Raw genomic sequence first — 19,530 nt, forward strand, 5'->3', positions numbered from 1 at the left:
ACAAATGGCAAACAACATTATTCGGCAAAATTGGGTTATTATCCCTATAGATGCGCGAAATCCATAGATTAATCACATATTTCTTTTTATAAATCGTGATTTTTCGACATTTTATCATTAAAAAAAGCCCCTGTATCAGGGACTTTTGCGTGTTCATGCTGAAAAATTGTTGTTTTTTCTACCGCTAAATTTGTCTTAGTTTAGACTTTTTCAAACTAATTGCTCCGTCATCTCCAAGAACTCATTAATGTCAGCTACAATCAGATCTGTAGCGCCTTGCCAGAAGTCCGGCTTCGTAAGATCCACACCCAGATGCTTAAGTACCAAATCCTCTAAAGTCATCACACCAGTATCTTGCAACAAGCTATCGTATTTGTCTGCAAAGGACGCTCCTTCTTGCAGAGCCAGTCGATACAATCCTGTGCTGAACATGTAGCCAACGGTGTAAGGGAAGTTATAGAACGGCACATCTGTGATATAAAAATGCAGTTTAGAAGCCCAGAAATGAGGATGGTATTCCGAAAGCACCCCACAGAAGGCTTCCTTCTGTGCTTCCACCATCAATTCAGACAGCTCCTCAGCATTTACAAGGCCTTCCTTACGTTTCTCATAAAAACGAGTCTCGAATAAGAACCGAGCGTGAATGTTCATAAAGAAAGCTACGCTGTTTTGAATTTTCGTTTCAAGCAACGCCAGTTTCTCTTCAGCGTTGCCAGCGGCTTTAACCTGAGCGTCAGATACAATGACCTCTGCGAAGGTTGAAGCAGTCTCTGCAACGTTCATAGCGTAGTTCTGATTAAATACAGGTTGATCATCCAGCAAGTAAGAATGATAAGCATGTCCCAGCTCATGTGCCAAGGTTGAAACATTGGAAGTTGTACCGCTATAAGTCATGAAAATCCGCGATTCCTTACTCTCAGGGAAGGATGTACAGAAACCTCCAGGACGTTTTCCCGGACGATCCTCAACCTCAATCCAGTTATTATCAAAAGCACGCTCTGCAAACTCTGCCATCTTCGGACTAAATTTGCGGAACTGGGTAACGATATCTTTAGCGGCCTGATCATATGGGATTTTACCTGAAGATTTACCCACTGGCGCTTCGACATCTACCCAGGAAAGAGCATCCAGTCCAAGCAGCTTAGCTTTACGCTGAAGATAGGTCACGAGTGCAGGCTTGCTATTCGTAATCACGTCCCACATCGCATTCAAAGTATCTTGTGACATACGATTGATGCTTAGCGGATCTTTCAGAATATCTTCCCAACCTCTTCCTTTATAGAGCTTCAGACGGAAGCCTGCTAAGTGATTCAAGGTATCCGCACAGTTATCTGCTGCTTCGGTCCATGCTTCTTCCCATTTATGGAACATGGATTGACGTACTTTCGGATCTGGATCATCCAGCTTGTTAAAAGCTTGACCTGCGGAGAGCAGCTTTGTTCCTTCTTCATCCTCAAATGGGATCTTAATCGAGCTTACAATCGTATCATAGTGCCCGCTCCATCCATGATATCCGTCAACGGCTAGTTCAAGCGCTAAGCTTTCCAACTCTGGGCTCATCTTCTCACGGGCCAAGTCACGGCTCTCGCTCAGCACGAACGTTAATGGAGCAATCTCCGGACGTGCCATCCACTCTGCCCATACCTTGTCTATAGTCTGACGAAGCACATTACTGAATTGTGAGCTAATGCCTTCGAATCCGGCACGCATACTTGTCACTCGAGCCGCCAGTCTTACCGCACCTTTGTCCATTTGATTCTGAGCGCCCAGACAGTCTGCGAAGGAAGAGACCTCCACAAGTCTTCCTGAACAGCTCTGAAGCAGTTCTATAACCTCGTCCAGCGCCTTTGTAGACTCAACATCCGTTGGAGCTACAGCATTCTTCACCAGACCCTGTAAGGCTGCAATATCTTGTTCAAGATTCTTTAAAAAGCTTTCTAACTCAGTAGAGGACGATCCCCCAGGAAATATGGAATCAAGTTCCCAAGTCAGTGATAATGGTTGTTTCATGTCTTCTCACCATTCCTTTGCTCTCATTTGGTTTTCTTTGTAATTGACTTAACACCATGGTAAAGTGAATAACGATACCGGAACATTCATAGCCGATAAACTTTAGGAGGGCATCCATATGAAGCCACTACAAATTTCACCGGAAACAGCCATAACGTTATCCAAGCAACTAGGCGTTCCACTGGAACACTTGATGCATATGCCCCAACATATTTTGCTACAAAAAATAGCTGAGCTATCCAAAAAGCAGAATTCACCGCAAGCTGAGGATGGAAATGAAGAGTCTCCTTCTGGGAAGGGTTCACAATGATTCCTTTTAGTCATACCTGGCCTTATGACATTATTTTAGGCGATATGTATGTGCAGTATTGCCCTTTCTGCAACTCGGAGAATGTTCTTCTCCCTATGAAGCCAAAAGAATTGCAAATCGTTCGTGACGGCAAGAAAAAACTACTTGTCTTCCCATGTTGCAGCGCCAGTCCCACAGTTGTAGATAACGACGGAGATTACCTCCTATTCGATCGGGCAGTCCGATAAATAGAAGGTCATCTAAATCCCAATCTTACCATTTTTATAAAGCGCAGACGAGAGCATTACTCTCTTCTGCGCTTTTTGTTGTTCGTGAAGCTTTAAGAACCTGAAGGCAATCCATCGGCATCAATATCTACAGCTTCGCCGCGCATTTGCTCTCTTAGCACAACCCACTGCTCCCTGGCAGCTCGAATCATCGCAGCATCCATAATCTTCTGATCATTAATCAGGCGGGAGAACCACATTACAGCCACAGAGAACTCTCCGATGCGCCGGTTAAGTTCGCCGATAAGATACATGAGCCGGGCATCATTGCCAGCTATTCCGTCTTTTTCGTATACCTTCACATATTCAGCTAATGAATAGCGCAAAAAGCGTTGTTCCTGTTCCGTATTCCCTTGATACCGATACAACCAGGCAATGTGATGAAGCAGACTTGCAATAATTCGATCCTTATCGTTAATACTTTGAGCGCATAAAAGCGCCAGTTTATAGGTCTCAAGTGCAGTTTCCCAGCTTCGTTTATCCCCAAAGTCACGGCTCTTCCATCGTTTTCCTACCTGTTCATTAAATGTTTTTCGCTGCAGATCCGTCAGCTTGTCCGCTGAATTTTCTGTAGAGGCAAACCCACAACTCGGGCAGACACGTACAACATAATAATCCGGATTCTCGTTTTTGTAATATGCGCAAAAATCAGCATCGCGGCGGATAGCCTTTTTTAGGCTAGGGCGTACGCGAGAGGTTGAAAATTCATGTTCACAATTGCAACATTTGACCTTAATAGAATATAGGGGTATTAACTCTGGCAAGTACTCTCATTCCTTTCAGGATCAACCTGTCCCTTATTATTCCTGGGGCATGTTAACAAAATGATGTGCGGGACCTGCAAGACGGCTGAGCACGAACGAACGTAGCGGCTCTTCTACGCCGGTCTCCTCAAGCGCCTCTTTCATACACTGCAACCATTCTTCAGCACGTTCTGGAGTAATGGGAATATGCATATGCCTTGCTCTCATCATGGGATGTCCATGCAGTTCTGAATACAATGGGCCACCGCCAAAAAACTGTGTCAGGAATTGATACTGCTTCTCCAGAACAGGAGAAATGTCTTCAGGAAATAACGGACCCAGCTGCGGATGAAGCTGCACTTTGGCATAGAACACTTCCACCAATCGATGTAGCGCCTCAGCTCCTCCTAGGTTCTCATATATACTCTCATTTGGATTCATTGAGGTTACCAGCTCTCTTCCATATTAATGAAACGTTTCTTACTTTATTATACCAAAAAAAAGCACGGCTCGGATATCCGTCGAAAGTGCCCCTAAACGGCAGAAAAAAGACGCTAAACTATAGTTTAGCGCCTGGAGGTTATTGTCAGTAGGTCCGAAATTCTTCATCACCTGAAGGGACGAGAGAGACCCGGATCACATATACAAAAGCACAAACGAGAACTCCGGCTACAACGCTCATCGCCATCACTCCATCCCATTTATTCTTGTAACAGAGGGTGCATTTCTTATTTACATAATATCATATTTCGAACGAAAAAGCACCGATTTATGTAACCGCTTCCTTTATTTTTTTTGTGCTGTTTGTCCTTCTTTTCGCATACATCTAACCATAGATCAGGAGGCGTTAATTATGACTTTTAAAAAGATTGGCGGCCCACTGCTGGGAATAACATTGGCAGGCTGTATGCTGCTGATGTTGCTTCATCCGGAGGCATCCCTTGGCGCAGCCTTACGAGGCCTGGCCATCTGGTGGGATGTGTTATTCCCCTCCCTATTTCCATTCTTCGTCATATCCGAAATCATGCTAGGCCTAGGGATCGTTCATCTCTTCGGTGCACTGCTCGATCCATTGATGCGCCCTCTTTTTGGTATACCAGGTAGCGGCGGGTTTGTCGCTGCGATGGGATATGTATCAGGATATCCTGTTGGCGCTAAATTAACCGCTAAGCTGCGGGAACAGAATCTGATTAGCAGAGTAGAGGGCGAACGATTAGTCGCTTTCACAACCTCCTCTGACCCAATCTTTCTGTTAGGTGCAGTATCCGTTGGTTTCTTTCGAGACGCATCGTTGGGGCTCATCCTAGCCCTCGCCCACTATGGGAGCGGTTTGATTGTTGGCTTGCTAATGTCGTTCCATGGACGCAAAGAACAGAGCTCCCCCTCCCAAGACCCATCCATAACTAGTTCTACTGCCCCCTCTGTTCCAGCCAAAAAAGGTTTTGGAAGAATCCATGCAGCACTTCTTGCCATGGAGGAGGCTCGGCGCAAAGATGGACGGAGCTTTGGGGAGCTATTAAAGGGAGCAATCCAGTCCTCGCTAAAGCTTATTATTGTCGTAGGCGGTTTGGTTGTATTCTTCAATGTGCTAATGGAACTGCTAGCCCGTGCCGGTATCCTATCCTCCCTCTTTAACATGACCGGACATCTTGTGTCCCTTGTAGGTGGTCCTCCAGAACTAGCTCAGGCTCTCATTAGCGGATTCTTTGAGGTGACAATCGGTGCCCGTTCAGCAGGTGAAGCCGCAGCTTCCATCCCGCTTCAGTTCAAGGTAGCGGCAGCTGCCTTCATTCTCTCTTGGGGCGGATTATCTGTACATGCCCAGGTGGCAAGTATTCTGAACGGTACCGGGCTGCGGTATCTGCCATTTTTGACTGCACGGCTAATTCACGCCATACTCGCATCAGGATTGGTCTTGCTGCTCTGGAACCCTGTGATGAAAACAGGGCTGTCTACCGCATGGGTATCATTACCAGTCTCTGCTGCCTTTACTCCTTCTGCCTCAGGGATCACGGCAAGCCTCGCCCTGCTGAGCCTATTATTAACTGCTGCAATTCTAGTCTCACTGCTTATCCCTGTATTCATGACAATGATTCGATGGGTACGGCGAAGTTGATTAACATATTGTGTTCCGGGTCAAGATTGATTATGATCGGTGTATGACTGAATTATACAAAAGGAGCCTGTACATCTTGAGATATTATGTTCTGGACCGCGGTGATGAACTATCAATCAAACTTGCCGAGCAGTTTCACAAGCTGGCGGCGGAGCGGGACCTGCAACTGGATGCCGAGTCTCCCGAAATCGTCATCTCTATTGGCGGAGACGGCACAATGCTGCACGCTTTTCATACCTTTATCGATCAAATCCCCAATCTAGCCTTCGTAGGTGTGCACACAGGACACTTAGGCTTCTATGCGGACTGGCAAGCGGAAGAGCTACCCACCTTAATCGACTACATGTGCGGAACCGAGGATTCTGAGCCTCAGAAACCTCGTATCGTGAAATATCCGTTGCTTGAGCTGGAAATTCACAAGAAATCCGGTTCTTCGTCCCACATTGCCCTAAATGAATTTACCCTTAAAGGGGTAGATGGAACTATAATGATTCAAGTTGACATCAATGATGTTACCTTCGAAATGTTCCGGGGTGATGGGCTTTGTATTTCTACTCCTTCTGGTAGCACGGCCTATAACAAAAGCCTTGGGGGAGCCATGGTTCACCCATCTATAGAAGCGCTGCAGATTGCCGAAATCGCCTCAATTAACAACCGCGTATTTCGAACAATGGGGTCGCCATTACTACTGCCGAAGCATCACCATTGCGATATTCTTTCATGTAAGGATCAGCGCTTACTACTCACGATAGATCATAACAATATCCCAGTAGATGATCTGATTTCAGTACGCTGCCAAGTATCGGACAAGAAGGTCAGTTTCGCCAGGTACCGTCCTTTTCCGTTCTGGAACCGTGTACGTGAAGCTTTTTTAGTTTAAGATTAACCTTCGATCCAACGATTTTCAGTGGCTGGAGATATCCATTTCTCCGGCTTTTTTGTGTGACAAAACTAACACCAACTGATAGACTGAGAGAGAAGCCAAATGGTATAATGAGGCTATTTTACAAAGAGTTACATAAAAGGAGAGAGTACTGTTGAAAAGATTTTTATCCCTCTTAAGCATAAGTCTACTGGCCCTCATACTTGCGGTCCCGGCTTTTGCAGCATCGAAACCAATTGATGTTTATATTAACGGAAGTAAGGTTTCCTTCACCGCTGGATCCCCATACTTAGCGAACAATTCTGTACTTGTACCTTTCCGGGTTGTCTTTGAGAAGCTTGGACTTCAAGTTCTCTGGGATGCCAAAACTGGAACGGTAACAGGAAAAAGTTCAAATCTTGCGATTACCCTCAAAATTGGCAGTAACCGCGCTACTGTTAACGGAACCGTTAAAAAACTAACCACTGCACCAGTTTCCTCAGCCGGCACTACATACATCCCTTTGCGTTTTATCGCAGAGGCAACCGGGGGCACAGCTGTCTGGAATTCTACCAGTAGAAGTGTACAAATTACTACTCCTGTCTCCAAAGGTAAGGACGAAGCAGCCATTACAGCATTAATCCGTTTGTCTAATCAATATTTCAATGAAGAAAAAGCGACTAGCTTCTACTCCCTTATGGATCCGGAGTACTCTTACACGGAATCAGTGGCCGAACTCAATGAATCTTTTAAAGCTTTTGACATAAAGAATACTATTGATAGCTTGGAAATCCTCGACATTACAGCTGACGAAGCCACTGTGTATACGCTTGAAAGTTCACGCAGAATAGGTGGGACTTATACTCCAGATACAGAGAATGAATACGTATATACCCTGGTCCGCAAGAACGGAAGCTGGAAGATTTCATCCGTGGAATCCCAAAGCTCGACCGTTCTCCTTACTCATGAACAAGGTATAAAACCAGCAGCCAACATCCCTCAAAACGATGCGGATGCCCTCAAAGGTACTATTAGCAAGTATTATCAAGCAATGAACGAACAGAATCCTACAGCAGTTCTTTCCACGATGACTTCATATGGAGAAGAATATGATTCCTCTCTCAAGGCAGATTTGGATGATTTCTTTGCTTCGTATGATATTACCTATACTCCAGGCATTTCAAATATTTATTATTACAGTGCCAAAGAAGCTGCTATATATGTAGAAAGCAAAGACAAGGAAGCTAGTGAAGAGGAGACTTATGAGCAAGGCCTTATCTATATTCTATCCAAGTCGGATACTGGTGTATGGACAATCGATGACACATATAGCATCTACAATAAACTTGTGAAATCCTAATAAAAAGGGTGTTTGATTCCATGAAATCAAAAAAAATAATAAGTGCACTGTTAACCAGCTGTCTAGCTTTATCTATTACATTTGCTCCACTGGCTTCCGCTGCAGATGCCGCTAAAGCTTCCACAGACAACAGTGATCTTATTAATGAAGTAATGAAGCTATTGGAGAACTATAATCTTTCAGATGTAGATAAAGATATTTTGATTCGCGGAGCAATTGACGGCATGGTGAACACACTGGATGATCCATACAGCCAATACTTCAATTCCGAGGAAGCGGCGCAATTTGAACATGCGGTTGATCTCGAATACGTTGGCATCGGTGTTAAACTTCAATATACGCCAACAGAGCTCTACATCGAAGAAATCTCTCCAGGTTCTCCTTCTGAAAAGGCAGGCTTGAAACGCGGCGATACGATTCTCAAAATCAACGGAATACCTGTTGACGAAACGGATGATTCGGAACTAAGTGGAGCCGCGGGCACTAAGGTCACCCTGCTGATCCTCAGAAACGGTGTCACAAAATCTTATGTTGTCACCCGAAATGAATTGAACTCGACTTCCGTTTTTGGAACCCTCATTGGTCCGAAGATTGCCTATATTTCGCTAAGTGGTTTCACACAGAATTCTGATGAAGAATTCGCCGCTATGCTGAAGAAGATGCGTACAGCGGGAATGAAATCCATGGTGCTTGATTTACGTGATAACTTGGGTGGCTACATGGATTCGGCATACAACATTGCCTCTAGTTTTATGGATAAAGGCATCATGATGTATACCTCTGATCAAAGTGGCGCGTTAACTCCTGTAACGATTACTAGTGGCAGCAAAATCGGTGTGCCCGTCGTAATTCTAACCAACGAATACACTGCAAGTGCGTCAGAAGCTCTTACGGGCGCCCTGCGCGACAACAAGCTGGCTACTGTTGTAGGCACTCGTTCTTACGGCAAAGCGCGTATTCAAAGCCTACTTCCAGTGTCTAATGGCGACATGCTGAAATTGACCACGCAGAAATATCTAACACCTAAAAAAGAAGACTTTAATCACATCGGTCTCGCACCGGATATTGAGGTAAAAGGGAAAACTGCACAGTTGATTACCGCCCTGCAGATTGCTGGAATGAAGACTTTAGAAGTCACCGGAGATCATCATATCTTAAATATCAACGGGGTTCCTTTTGCTGGTAATGTTGGTCTTGTGAAGCAGGGCGATAAAACTTATGCTTCATCGCTGGTGCTGGCTGCGCTTGTCGAGGGCGAGATCACCTGGGATGCCAAGAACAAGAAGGTCATCGTAAAGAGCGGAACAGGCACATCTACCGGCTTTACGCTTTCCTCCAAAGAGGCGCTATCTCAGAATGGTGAGACCTACATTGAATTAAATGCCTTTAAGAAGAAGTTTCCGGCACTCGTATGGAGTTACAATGCTACACAAAAGCAATTGAAATTATCTATAAAATAATCCATAAGAAAAGGCAGCAATTCTCCAGAGATGGGGTTTTCTGCCTTTATTATTTGTACATATCTATTCAAAAGAAAAAAGCTGTCTCATTCGTAGAAGGACTCTACTTATGGTCAGCTTTCATCGTTAAGATTGTGGATTTTCTATGTTTTGTGTGTTTTGTGTGTTTTGTGTGTTTTGTGTGTTTTGATTATTTTGAGGCTTTTGTGTGTTTTGGGGTTTTTGGGATTGACCTTGTGGTGGTCTGCTTTGAAATTCCTTTTTGGATTTCTTCCCTTGCGAATCTTTACCCCGGTGATTTCGACTTTGATGTTCTCTCAAAGGTCTATCCTTAGCAGAAGTCATCTCTTTAAATGCAGCAGATGAATTCGAACCTTGCTTAGATGATGTTTCTTTAGAGGAGAGCTCCTTATCTATAGCCGCTCCATCATTATCCTCAGCTTCTAGCTCCGAATCTTCTTCCTCACTCGGCTCTGGTATTTCTTTGATCAGAATATCCTTGAACAAACCCTCTTGTGGTACCTCTTTTAACTTATGCAACACAAAATATGCGCAGCCAAAATTGCAATATTCATTAATATAATCGACCATGCCAGAAATCGCTGTATCCCGATTCACCTTTGGGTGGTTGTCCCGATAAAAACCTTTCAAACGCAGCTGACTGTAACCCCAGTCACCAATAATGTAGTCGTATCTTTCCAGTACTTCGCTATATCTTCCGCGAAACGCCTCCGGATTCCAACCATCCTTATGATCTAACATTAGTTCGTAGCCTTTTCCGCCTATAACGATCAAACCTTTTGTCGCCTGCCTTTCGAAGGAAAGTATTTTCGTTGATTATGCCGTCATTTCCGAGAAATATTGGGCTTTCGGTCGCTGTTGTTGATTAATTTCTTTTATTTGAACCGCATTCAGCGGTGAAATTAATCAACAAAGGCGAACGCTAACGCTCCTACAGCTCCAACATTTCTCTCCAATGACTCAAATCAACGTTTTTTTATGTGTAACCTAGGGGTGGGAGACTCAGATCGCTTCGCTCCTTCAGCCCCCTGCTACCTTGAAAAATCAAAAATTAACTAGAAGAAACCGTGCGCTCCTCACGAGCTTGAGCGGCAGATTTCACCTGCTCATGCGCACGATAAGAGCTGCGAACAAGCGGAGCTGATTCCACATGGCTAAAGCCACGCTTTAATCCCTCTTCCTTAAGCAGCGCAAATTCCTCTGGTGGATAATATTTCTCCACATTCAAATGCTTTGGAGAAGGCTGCAAGTATTGTCCTAAAGTCAATATATCACAATTTACGGCTCGTAAATCATCCATTGCTTGTAAAATCTCATCCCACTCTTCACCGACTCCAAGCATAATGCTTGATTTGGTAGGAATATCCGGCTTCATTTCCTTAGCTCTGCGCAGCAGTTCCATCGAACGGCGATACTTCGCTTTAGCCCGTACACGGTCTGACATCCGTTCCACCGTCTCAATATTATGGTTAAGAATGTCTGGATTACTGTTCATAACAATCTCTAGACTATTCCGTTCTCCCAGGAAATCTGGAATCAATACTTCAACACTACACAACGGAAGGCGTTTACGAATTGCCGCTACCGTCTCAGCAAAAATCTGAGCGCCACCATCCGCAAGATCATCACGGGCCACACTGGTCACCACGCAATGGCGAAGGTTCATTCCCTCTGCAGCTTCTGCTACACGTTCAGGCTCCTGCAGGTCCAGCTCTGTCGGCAACCCTGTATTCACAGCGCAGAAACGGCATGCGCGAGTACATATATCACCAAGAATCATAAAGGTAGCCGTTCGATTTGCCCAGCATTCATAAATATTCGGACACCTAGCTTCTTCACATACGGTATGTAAAGTTTTAGAACGCATCATGCTCTTGATTTCCTGATAGTTATCACCGGTAGTTAGCTTGATTCTAATCCAATCCGGCTTAGGCTGCTTTGCTGTTTTATTCGTCAAAATAATAAACCCCGCTTCCTCCTGAATGTGATGCTGCAGATGAAAGATGCTGCCTCATATTATACCATGTGCGCTTTACAATTGCCTGTTTTTGTGAAATATGCAGGGCATCTCAACTTCGATTCCGGCGAAGAATTTACTGGTACCTTTAGACAAGAACGGATAAAAAGTAGCCTTTTGCTTCAATCTATAATAAAAGCTTTATCCGAAGTGCCTACATTCAATTCTACGCCCGGACAAAAGGAGGCTGTTATCTTGCTGGCCCTATTTAAGAATACTAATAACCGGAGAACTATGTTATGTCTGTCCGCGGCCGCTATCCTTTGGGGTGGTTTAGGCCTTCCCGTTCCAGTAGCTGCAGTACAGGCTACAGTCCAACCGGTGGAAAGCAGCGGCAATTCTGTTAATGCTAGCAAAGAATCCATATGGTCTGCCCGTAGGGGGATTTATGATCAACTGAGTGCAGCCACTGGAATCCCTTGGTTTAGATTCGCAGCCATTGATCAATATGAACGCACCATCGCCAAAAAAGGTTCCTCAGACAAACCCGTCACCAACCGTCTTACTGGAATCATGATTCCAGCACCCGTATGGTCCGGTCCACTCAACCCGGATCAGGAGGATACTTCTCCTGAATCCATCACTTTCTTTAACGGCTTCGGCCGTGATGGCTCAGGAGATGGAATCGCCGATCCAGAGAATGATGCTGATGTTCTATATAGTATGGCTAGACACTTGCAAAAATATGGTGATTCAGCTAATGATTTCAGCATTGGCATTTGGGAGTATTATCACAATGGTCGTGCCTCTCAGCGCATAGCTCAGTTCGCCAAGCTATATGAACATTTTGGTCGGCTTGACCTATCAGGTAATGCTTTTCCACTTCCCTTAAGTAATTCTTATTCTTATCGTAGCACTTGGGGAACCGGCAGAAGCTGGGGTGGGGCACGTATTCACGAAGGGACTGACCTCTTTGCACCGCAAGGTATGCCGGTACGCAGCACCTGCTTTGGCTTAGTGGAAACTAAAGGCTGGAACCGCTACGGTGGCTGGAGAATTGGAATTCGTGATATCGAGAACCGTTACCATTATTACGCCCATTTATCCGGGTATAACAAATCCATTTCTCGTGGAGATATCGTCTCACCAGGTGAAATCATTGGCTGGGTTGGCAGCTCAGGTTACGGAAATCCAGGAACACAAGGGAAATTCCCGCCACATCTACATTTTGGCATCTACCGTGACCGAGGGATTACTGAATGGGCTTTTGACCCTTTTCCGTTGCTAAAACAATGGGAGAATCAGGAGTATAGAGACTTAAAGAACAAAAATAAAAAAAGTGCTACAAACAAGGAAAAACGCCTTTAGCGTCCCTAAAGGACGGTCAGCGTTTATGCGAGAAATATAAGGATAATGTATAGCGTGAAACTTATACTTTCTTATATTTTAAAAAAGAAACGGCTTCGCCATCCTTTGGAGATGACACCCGTTTCTTGATGAATAAGGCCCCTTCTTTTGAAGAGAGGCCTTATACTATTTTAGTACAACATTAAACATCCAAACGGTTTAATGCTCACTATAAGCTTGTTATTATTTTTAAAAGTAGCTCCTGACAGTAAATCGGTAAGCAAATTCTTATCCGAACGATATACATTAAGCTCAAGCTCGTACGCGTTCGGAGAATTATTGATAATTAAACCTATCTTCTCTTGATCCATTCCCCGTGTATAACCGAAGACATTACGGACTTCATCCGTGAACCAAGGACGAAACTTACCTTTTCGTAGAATATCACAGCTTTTTCTTAGGAAAATTAGCTCTTGATACCACTTCAGCAGCGCTGTATTTTGAGCTTGCTCTTGCCATACCATAGCTTTTCTACAGTGAGGGTCCGTAGCTCCTTCCATCCCAACCTCATCCCCATAATAGATCATCGGAATACCGATATAAGTCATCTGAAAAAAAACTGCCAGCCTCATGCGCTGTATTGCCGTACTCTCGCGGTCCCAGCCACGTCCCCCCTCCTTACACGCTGTAAGAAAACGCAACGTATCATGACTGCCAATCAATTGAAACATAGCCGAATTCGCCTGGTCATTATACAACGCCTCCTGATGGAGTACTTGCTCCATAAAGCGATCTGGCCCTGTTGACTGCTCTGCAAAGAATTCCAGCACGGCATCCCGAAGCACATAATTCATGCCACCATCGAATTGATCCCCTCTAAGCCAAGGCCCAGAAGCATGCATTATCTCTCCAATGAGTAGAATTTCAGGAAATTCAGACTTGAGCTCTTGCCGAAACCGGGACCAAAAAGCCGGGTTGACCTCATTCGCTACATCAAGACGCCAGCCGTCGATCGCTGTCTCACGAATCCAATACTTAGCAACCTCTATCATATATTTAGCCGTGTCAGGATGATCCATATTCAGCTTAGGCATATGCGCTTCAGCTTTAGCGAATGTCTCATAATTCGGGGCAGGCGTCTCTGTTACGGGAAAAGAACGAATAAAGAACCAATCTTTATAAGGAGACTGCTCGCCTTGTTCCATGACATCTTTAAAAGCAAAGAATTGATCTCCCGAATGATTAAACACGGCATCCAAAATGACCTTAATTCCATGACGATGTGCCTCACTGACTAGCGTCTTCAATCCATCTACATCGCCAAATGCAGGGTCGATCTTATAATAATCGGAGGTGTTATATTTATGCTCGGAAGGAGACTCAAATACAGGCGTCATGTAAATTGTGTTTACACCAAGCTGCTGTAGATAAGGTATTTTGTCCATAATGCCTTTTAGAGTTCCACCATTGTAGCTGTTAGGATAAATTTGATAGGTCACCGCATCCTGGCTCCATAACGGTAACTTCAAAGCCTCAGAATGGTGAAGATATGCATATTGAAAAGAACCTGCTCGTTCCCGATTCTCCGACGCGCCCCTCTCTCCATACCAGATATACTGCCCCGCAGCATTCGCTATATGGAATAGATATCTGCTTCTTCTAGTGCTGGTCTGAATAATTGCTTCGTGAATCTCATAAATACCGGCCGACCCAATCCGCTCCATCTGCAAAGGAACTTCTTGCCCCGGAGAATCATAACGATCCGAGTGGATTACGGTACAGGATAATTGCTGTCCAGCTTGTGTAAATAATCTGAGCTTCAGGGTCCCTGTACCTACAGGATAGGCAAATGGATCTTCACTTGTATGATATACAAACCATGATTGAGGCATAACTTATGGACTCCTTCTATACTTTTATCGTTCTATCTATCTGTTCATACATCATTAGAGAGACTGCTAAATTTGTGTTATTATGGTTACAAATACCGTTTTCAAGTTATGAGGGACGACGATGAAAGTAACGATTTCTGATATTGCTAAAGCAGCCAATGTGGCTAAATCTACTGTATCTAAAGTACTAAATGATTCCCCAAAAATATCACAGGAAACGAAACAAAAGGTTCGAGAGATTATGAAGCAAATGAACTACACGCCAAGCAGTATTGCTACTGGATTAGCTAGACAAAGCAGCTGCAATATTGGCTTACTGGTTGATATGTCTAAAGAAAGTGAGTTTCTGAACCAATTCTTCTACAACATTATTGGTGGAATCGAGAGCGTAATTGCACCTTTAAAATACGAGCTGACCATTTCCAATGTGCAACATAGCAGTCCAGAAGGGCATTTTCTAAATAGGCTTGTGTTTAGCAAACGTGTCGACGGTATTATTGCCAACAACTCCGTGCTGACTGAAGAGCTATCTGAAGAACTGAATCAACTGGAGTTTCCTTACATCTCCATTGGAGAGATTATGACCCCCGGAAGTTGGGTTGATTTCGATAATGAAGCAGGCGGCAACATGCTGACCGAGCATCTCATCGAACAAGGTTATTCAAAGATAGCCTTCATAGGCGGGCAGCAGCAGGAAAAAATTTATACACATCGCCTAGGTGGATACTTAAGCGCATTACAGCAGGCGGATCTTACCGTTCCTCAGCAATGGATCATTAACTGCAAGGCTGATGAACATGATAGCTATCATGCTGCACTTGAGCTTTTGCAGCGTGAAGAACGGCCAGACTCTGTGGTGTGTATGAACAGTTATGTAGCCTTTGGGGTGCTTCAAGCCGCAAAAGCACTCAGAATTGATGTTCCATCTGAACTCGGCATCGCCGCTTTCGATGAATATCCGCTGTCCCGTTATACAACACCTCCTTTAACTTCGCTTAATATCGATACGTTTAAGCTGGGTGTATCTTCAGGGCAGCTGCTGATGGAGCGTATTCGTGGCAATGATGCGCCCCACAAGCATTTGCTACTAGAGCCAGAACTAATTCCTCGTGAATCCACGATGAGAGCTAAATTCTCTGGAGCAACTTCATAATTGGACTACTTTTCTATTGTATCTTCTACAATGAAAGAGCTTCGTACTACTTACCAAGGAGCGGCCCCACACGGGGGGGCCGCTCCTTGTCATGTGAAAGGTATTATGATCCACTCTTATAGTAACTTATAGATCTTTCCAACGCTGCACGGTCAGGTTCACTGTTTGTGCGCCGCCTGCTGGAGTAAGCGTTCGATTGGAAATGTCCGTTCCGTTCGAGTTTACCTCCACATTAGTCCAAGCGCCCCGCGTAACTTTATATTGCACCGCTGTTCCTGCTGGTAAGCTCAGTGTGATGGAATACACCCCATCACTACCTTTAGTCAGTTGATAGGCTGGATCCGCTGCATTCCAGCTGTTGAAGGTACCGGTAAGATACACAGGTCCGCTCGCCGGAGTAGACGCTGGAACATTTACACGAAACGTCACACTGTCTGCTTGAGGTTCCCCTGCGCTGATACTTCCGTTCACCAGGCTCCAGGTTCCAGCATCAAAATGGTAATTACTGCTGCCGTTGTTATCCCATGTACCACTGCCATTATTAAAGGCTGCGGTCAGTCCGGCTGCAGTGCCCAGCTGAATTGTGATCGACTTATATCCTGGGAAAGAAGAAGCTTGAAGCTGTTCACCAGGAGCCGTCGTCCAGACTGTCGCCCCATCCAGCTTGTAATGAATGTAAGAGCTGCTGTAAGCCGTATTCTTATAATAGATCGTTGCAGTGTTGCCAGTCGGTGTAGTCGTTGGCGTTGGCGTTACTGTCGGCGTTGGTGTCGGTGTTACCGTTGGTGTTGGTGTTGGTGTCGGTGTTACTGTTGGTGTTGGTGTCACTGGTCCACCTGATGTAATACTTCCTGTTGGCGTATAAGTCCAGGTTCCAGTACCGAATAGATAGTTGCTCCCCCCGTTACTGTCCCATGTGCCACTGCCGTTGTTAAAGCATGCTTCAAGCTGGCTGGCGGAGCCGATATTAATTGTTATTTTGTTGTATCCGGCTACATCAGATACAGGTATAGCCACACCCGGAGATGTCGTCCATGTTCCTCCTACTGGGCGATAATGAATATAAGGCGAGGTATAACCTTGCTTATAGTAAATCGTGACACTGTTCCCTGCTGGTGTTGTAATAGACGCAATCGCACTAAGAAGAGATAGATTGCCTGCGGCATCAAATGCTTTTACCGTGTAGTTATAGGTAGTGCTAGCGGATAAACCATTGTCCGTATAGGAAGTAGTCGCCGTTGTGCCTACCTTGACACCATTACGATAAACTTCATATCCAGTTACGCCTACGTTGTCGGTAGAAGCCGTCCAGCTGATCAAAGCGCTAGATGCATTCTGAACAGTTGCCGTTACATTAGTCGGAGTAGTTGGAGGAACTGTTTCTGATGGTTGTTGTTGTTTCGCATAGATTTTGGCTGAATTCGCACCTACAGTTACAGTAATTTGCTTTCCAGTTACTCCGCCTGATTGTACAGTCACTGTATCTGCAGTATTCAGCTGATTATACAAAACTGTTCCTGCGGTCAAACTACTCTCGGCACGTAGCGGGATGGTTACCGTTTGCGAACCATTAGATTGATTACTAAATACAGAGATAGCTTCTTGACCTTGATTAGTTCCAGTGTCGATACGACGTGAGAAGGCATATAAGTTCTGTGCAGCCCACATTTCACGTTGAGTACCTGAACGTAGTGCTGGGTTATTTTTACGAATTTCATTAAGTTTGGCTACGTGCTTGTAGGTGCTGGCATTTTCATTAAAATAGTTCTCAATCACGTTTCCGCTTGCATCCCGTTTCACCATAGACCAACGGTTCCAAGTATCCGCAATACCGCCTGTCATGATCTGACTGTTGCCATTGCCTTTGTTCTGCTCTGTTCCTTGGAAGACAACCGGTGTTCCACGAACTGTAAAAATAAAGGTTAAAGCGTTCTGCAGCTTATCTACGCTTCCCCCGGCTTCCGTTAGAAAACGGTTGCGGTCATGATTGTCGATAAAGGTAACCATGTGATTGGCATTCCCGTTGTAGTAGGAATCCTGTGCCAAGGTGCTTTTGATATTGGACTCAAAAGACTGCCCATAAGCAAAGCTGTTAAGTACGGAGAAGAACATTGGGAAATCGAGCATGCCCCATTCCTTGTTGTTTCCGACCCAACGTGAGACAAATTCAGCATTTCCGTCGAAATTCTCGCCAAATGTATTAACGCCCAGATAATTTTGTAGCTCACCAATATCTGTTGGCTTCATCAGCTTGGCAGCATCCACACGCGCACCGTCAGCGCCTGTATAATCAAACCAGCCTTTGATGGAATCGAATATCGCCTGCTTAGCCGCAGGAACATCGAAATCAATGTCATCTAGCCCGCCCAAATCATGATTTTCTAAGTAATCCTGCGCCCACTGATCATATCTTCCATCCGCTAGAGACCAGTTAATATCTCCATTATGGTGGTACCATGCTGGATTATTGAACGGAGCCACTGGCTGCAATGATGGGATGTCATAATAGGCTTGGGAACCTAGCATATAATCACCGACGTGGTTTGGCACAACGTCAATCACTACTTTGATGCCAAGCGCATGTGCGGAATCCACAAGCTCCTTCAGCTTCTCCTTCGTTCCGAAATATGGATTGGCAGCGTTAGGGTTCTTAACGTTGTATCCGTGATAGGCTGTATTTTTACCGGTACCGTTGTTTTCCCGGTTAGTCATTTGTGGCTCAGCCACTGGGGAAATCCAAATCGCGGTATAGCCCATATTTTTAATATATGATAGCTTATCGATAATCCCCTGCCAGTCTCCGCCTTTCATATAACGGAAATCTTCCTCAGAGTTTTCTCCATAGCGAATTGCCGCACCAGTAGCATTGTTGGAAGTATCTCCATCATTAAATCGGTCAACCATAATCTGATAAATAGTGTCGTTCTCATTAATCGTGCCGATGCTTGCCGCTTCAGCTTTTTGCGGTGTTAAGACAAACAAATTAATCACGGTAGAAAGAAGAATAGATGTAATTAGAACGGGTACATACCATAACCTACGTTTCATTGCGTGCATCTCCCTCTCTTATTAAAGCGTATTCATAACACTCTAAAGCCTACTTCCTTGATTAAAAAACAAGCCCGCCCAGTGATGTCTCTAATGTTTTTAACGTCTTTAACACAAAAAACAAATAATTTTAGGGAAACCGGTTTCCCAACTAAAAATTACCATGATTGTGAATGCGTTGTCAAGCTATAAAATTTAAAATTCCCAAGAAAAAGAGCCTCCTTATTGGGGGCTCTTTGGGGTTCATTATTCACCTTATATGCTTAGCTTCCTACACTCTGAATAAAATGCAGTACTTCATTCATAATCCGGTCCTTATCTTCACAATGACAAACCATATGACCACTGTTATCCACCATTATCACCTGTTTTTGGGCTGTAGGAATCGTATGCTGCAGAAAGTCAGCGCTTCGAGTCTTCACCAGATGATCTCGCTTACCCTGCACGATCAAGGTTGGAGTCTCAATATGCGGATAGATTGAAAAACTCTCCCGGACCAATCGTTGAAACTCTCTCGTCGCCCTTGGGGGCGTTGAAGTGAATTTATTAATATACGTTTTTAGCATGGAAAAGCTCCCAAGAGTCTTAAGAATCTCCACGGGATTCAGCGGAAATACGGGAGTGGACAATAAAGTAAGGGATTTGATCCAGGGTTTATACCGTACAGAAAGATGTGAAGCAATAAGGGCACCGGTAGAAAAGCCGATCAGATGAACACCTTCATCCGTCTTTAACAGCTCTGTCAATTCATCTTCAGCACTCTGTTGCCAATCATGTCGATCCGAATGCAATAAATCATTCCTGCTCCCCCCATGCCCTTTCAGGGTAAACGTTCTGGAACGGTAATTATGCTGCTCCATAAACTGGGACAAGGGAGAGATCTCATGCTCACCTCCGGTAAAGCCATGAATAAATAAACAACTTTCCATAATTGTCCCTCTTTTCACATTCCAATCTGACATGCAACTTTATTGTATAATGCCAA

16 protein-coding genes are annotated in these 19,530 nt (G+C 44.6%); 8 read left to right on the plus strand and 8 right to left on the minus strand.

The window, feature by feature from the left end; translation table 11 throughout:
- Positions 1 to 210: 210 nt before the first annotated feature.
- Entirely contained in the window at positions 211 to 2,010 is a 1,800-nt protein-coding gene (locus tag NST34_RS27180) for a M3 family oligoendopeptidase (RefSeq protein WP_076285262.1), read from the minus strand.
- Between the two features lie 118 nt (positions 2,011 to 2,128).
- On the opposite strand from NST34_RS27180, the gene NST34_RS27185 reads away from it, so the two are divergent.
- The gene (locus NST34_RS27185; RefSeq protein WP_149645011.1) at positions 2,129 to 2,320 is read left to right on the plus strand and encodes a YycC family protein; all 192 of its coding nucleotides are present in this window, start codon (positions 2,129 to 2,131) and stop codon (positions 2,318 to 2,320) included.
- Complete coding sequence (locus tag NST34_RS27190; RefSeq protein WP_042130921.1) at positions 2,317 to 2,547, plus strand: hypothetical protein; 231 nt, start codon at positions 2,317 to 2,319, stop codon at positions 2,545 to 2,547. The genes NST34_RS27185 and NST34_RS27190 overlap by 4 nt, the downstream gene beginning before the upstream one ends.
- A 92-nt stretch (positions 2,548 to 2,639) precedes the next feature.
- Here the strand turns inward: NST34_RS27190 and NST34_RS27195 are convergent, their stop codons facing one another.
- Both NST34_RS27195 and NST34_RS27200 read right to left on the minus strand, forming a co-directional pair.
- The gene (locus tag NST34_RS27195; RefSeq protein WP_341051791.1) at positions 2,640 to 3,350 is read right to left on the minus strand and encodes a DUF2225 domain-containing protein; all 711 of its coding nucleotides are present in this window, start codon (positions 3,348 to 3,350) and stop codon (positions 2,640 to 2,642) included.
- Between the two features lie 36 nt (positions 3,351 to 3,386).
- Positions 3,387 to 3,770: a globin domain-containing protein gene (locus NST34_RS27200; protein ID WP_042191628.1), complete on the minus strand. Its 384-nt coding sequence runs from the start codon at positions 3,768 to 3,770 to the stop codon at positions 3,387 to 3,389.
- Between the two features lie 412 nt (positions 3,771 to 4,182).
- Between NST34_RS27200 and ylbJ the strand changes: the two genes are divergently transcribed.
- From ylbJ to NST34_RS27220, 4 genes are all read left to right on the plus strand, one after another.
- Positions 4,183 to 5,445 (plus strand): sporulation integral membrane protein YlbJ, encoded by a 1,263-nt coding sequence (gene ylbJ / locus NST34_RS27205; protein WP_341129136.1) that lies wholly within the window; start codon positions 4,183 to 4,185, stop codon positions 5,443 to 5,445.
- 76 nt (positions 5,446 to 5,521) lie between these two features.
- The gene (locus tag NST34_RS27210; RefSeq protein ID WP_042191633.1) at positions 5,522 to 6,325 is read left to right on the plus strand and encodes an NAD kinase; all 804 of its coding nucleotides are present in this window, start codon (positions 5,522 to 5,524) and stop codon (positions 6,323 to 6,325) included.
- Between the two features lie 157 nt (positions 6,326 to 6,482).
- Complete coding sequence (locus NST34_RS27215; RefSeq protein WP_076285266.1) at positions 6,483 to 7,667, plus strand: stalk domain-containing protein; 1,185 nt, start codon at positions 6,483 to 6,485, stop codon at positions 7,665 to 7,667.
- A gap of 20 nt (positions 7,668 to 7,687) precedes the next feature.
- A complete protein-coding gene (locus NST34_RS27220) occupies positions 7,688 to 9,127 on the plus strand; it encodes a S41 family peptidase (RefSeq protein ID WP_076285267.1) in 1,440 nt (479 codons plus the stop codon).
- A gap of 126 nt (positions 9,128 to 9,253) precedes the next feature.
- Here NST34_RS27220 and NST34_RS27225 read toward each other — a convergent pair whose 3' ends face one another.
- Entirely contained in the window at positions 9,254 to 9,889 is a 636-nt protein-coding gene (locus NST34_RS27225) for a YutD family protein (protein ID WP_081393141.1), read from the minus strand.
- 310 nt (positions 9,890 to 10,199) lie between these two features.
- Positions 10,200 to 11,105, minus strand: coding sequence for a lipoyl synthase (gene lipA / locus NST34_RS27230; protein WP_042191639.1), 906 nt, complete (start codon positions 11,103 to 11,105; stop codon positions 10,200 to 10,202).
- A gap of 255 nt (positions 11,106 to 11,360) precedes the next feature.
- Between lipA and NST34_RS27235 the strand changes: the two genes are divergently transcribed.
- On the plus strand, positions 11,361 to 12,473 hold the full coding sequence (locus tag NST34_RS27235) for a M23 family metallopeptidase (protein WP_341129137.1): 1,113 nt from the start codon (positions 11,361 to 11,363) through the stop codon (positions 12,471 to 12,473).
- Positions 12,474 to 12,643: 170 nt separating this feature from the next.
- Here the strand turns inward: NST34_RS27235 and NST34_RS27240 are convergent, their stop codons facing one another.
- Positions 12,644 to 14,344: an alpha amylase N-terminal ig-like domain-containing protein gene (locus NST34_RS27240; protein ID WP_341129138.1), complete on the minus strand. Its 1,701-nt coding sequence runs from the start codon at positions 14,342 to 14,344 to the stop codon at positions 12,644 to 12,646.
- Positions 14,345 to 14,465: 121 nt separating this feature from the next.
- Between NST34_RS27240 and NST34_RS27245 the strand changes: the two genes are divergently transcribed.
- On the plus strand, positions 14,466 to 15,497 hold the full coding sequence (locus NST34_RS27245; protein ID WP_341129139.1) for a LacI family DNA-binding transcriptional regulator: 1,032 nt from the start codon (positions 14,466 to 14,468) through the stop codon (positions 15,495 to 15,497).
- Between the two features lie 126 nt (positions 15,498 to 15,623).
- On the opposite strand, the gene NST34_RS27250 is transcribed toward NST34_RS27245, so the two are convergent.
- Together NST34_RS27250 and NST34_RS27255 are read right to left on the minus strand one after the other, a co-directional pair.
- Complete coding sequence (locus NST34_RS27250; protein WP_341129140.1) at positions 15,624 to 18,545, minus strand: carbohydrate binding domain-containing protein; 2,922 nt, start codon at positions 18,543 to 18,545, stop codon at positions 15,624 to 15,626.
- Positions 18,546 to 18,808: 263 nt separating this feature from the next.
- Positions 18,809 to 19,507 (minus strand): alpha/beta fold hydrolase, encoded by a 699-nt coding sequence (locus NST34_RS27255; RefSeq protein WP_081383011.1) that lies wholly within the window; start codon positions 19,505 to 19,507, stop codon positions 18,809 to 18,811.
- Positions 19,508 to 19,530: the final 23 nt, after the last annotated feature.

Source organism: Paenibacillus sp. FSL H7-0714 (genome assembly GCF_038003765.1).
Taxonomy (GTDB): domain Bacteria; phylum Bacillota; class Bacilli; order Paenibacillales; family Paenibacillaceae; genus Paenibacillus_AQ.

Bases quoted from the DNA above. Each gene is read 5' to 3' on its own strand.
- NST34_RS27190 (WP_042130921.1), top strand. From the start codon at position 2,317: ATGATTCCTTTTAGTCATACCTGGCCTTATGACATTATTTTAGGCGAT.
- NST34_RS27240 (WP_341129138.1), bottom strand. From the start codon at position 14,344: ATGCCTCAATCATGGTTTGTATATCATACAAGTGAAGATCCATTTGCC.
- NST34_RS27245 (WP_341129139.1), top strand. From the start codon at position 14,466: ATGAAAGTAACGATTTCTGATATTGCTAAAGCAGCCAATGTGGCTAAA.
- NST34_RS27255 (WP_081383011.1), bottom strand. From the start codon at position 19,507: ATGTCAGATTGGAATGTGAAAAGAGGGACAATTATGGAAAGTTGTTTA.
- NST34_RS27180 (WP_076285262.1), bottom strand. From the start codon at position 2,010: ATGAAACAACCATTATCACTGACTTGGGAACTTGATTCCATATTTCCT.
- NST34_RS27220 (WP_076285267.1), top strand. From the start codon at position 7,688: ATGAAATCAAAAAAAATAATAAGTGCACTGTTAACCAGCTGTCTAGCT.
- NST34_RS27185 (WP_149645011.1), top strand. From the start codon at position 2,129: ATGAAGCCACTACAAATTTCACCGGAAACAGCCATAACGTTATCCAAG.
- NST34_RS27250 (WP_341129140.1), bottom strand. From the start codon at position 18,545: ATGAAACGTAGGTTATGGTATGTACCCGTTCTAATTACATCTATTCTT.
- ylbJ (WP_341129136.1), top strand. From the start codon at position 4,183: ATGACTTTTAAAAAGATTGGCGGCCCACTGCTGGGAATAACATTGGCA.
- NST34_RS27225 (WP_081393141.1), bottom strand. From the start codon at position 9,889: ATGTTAGATCATAAGGATGGTTGGAATCCGGAGGCGTTTCGCGGAAGA.
- NST34_RS27200 (WP_042191628.1), bottom strand. From the start codon at position 3,770: ATGAATCCAAATGAGAGTATATATGAGAACCTAGGAGGAGCTGAGGCG.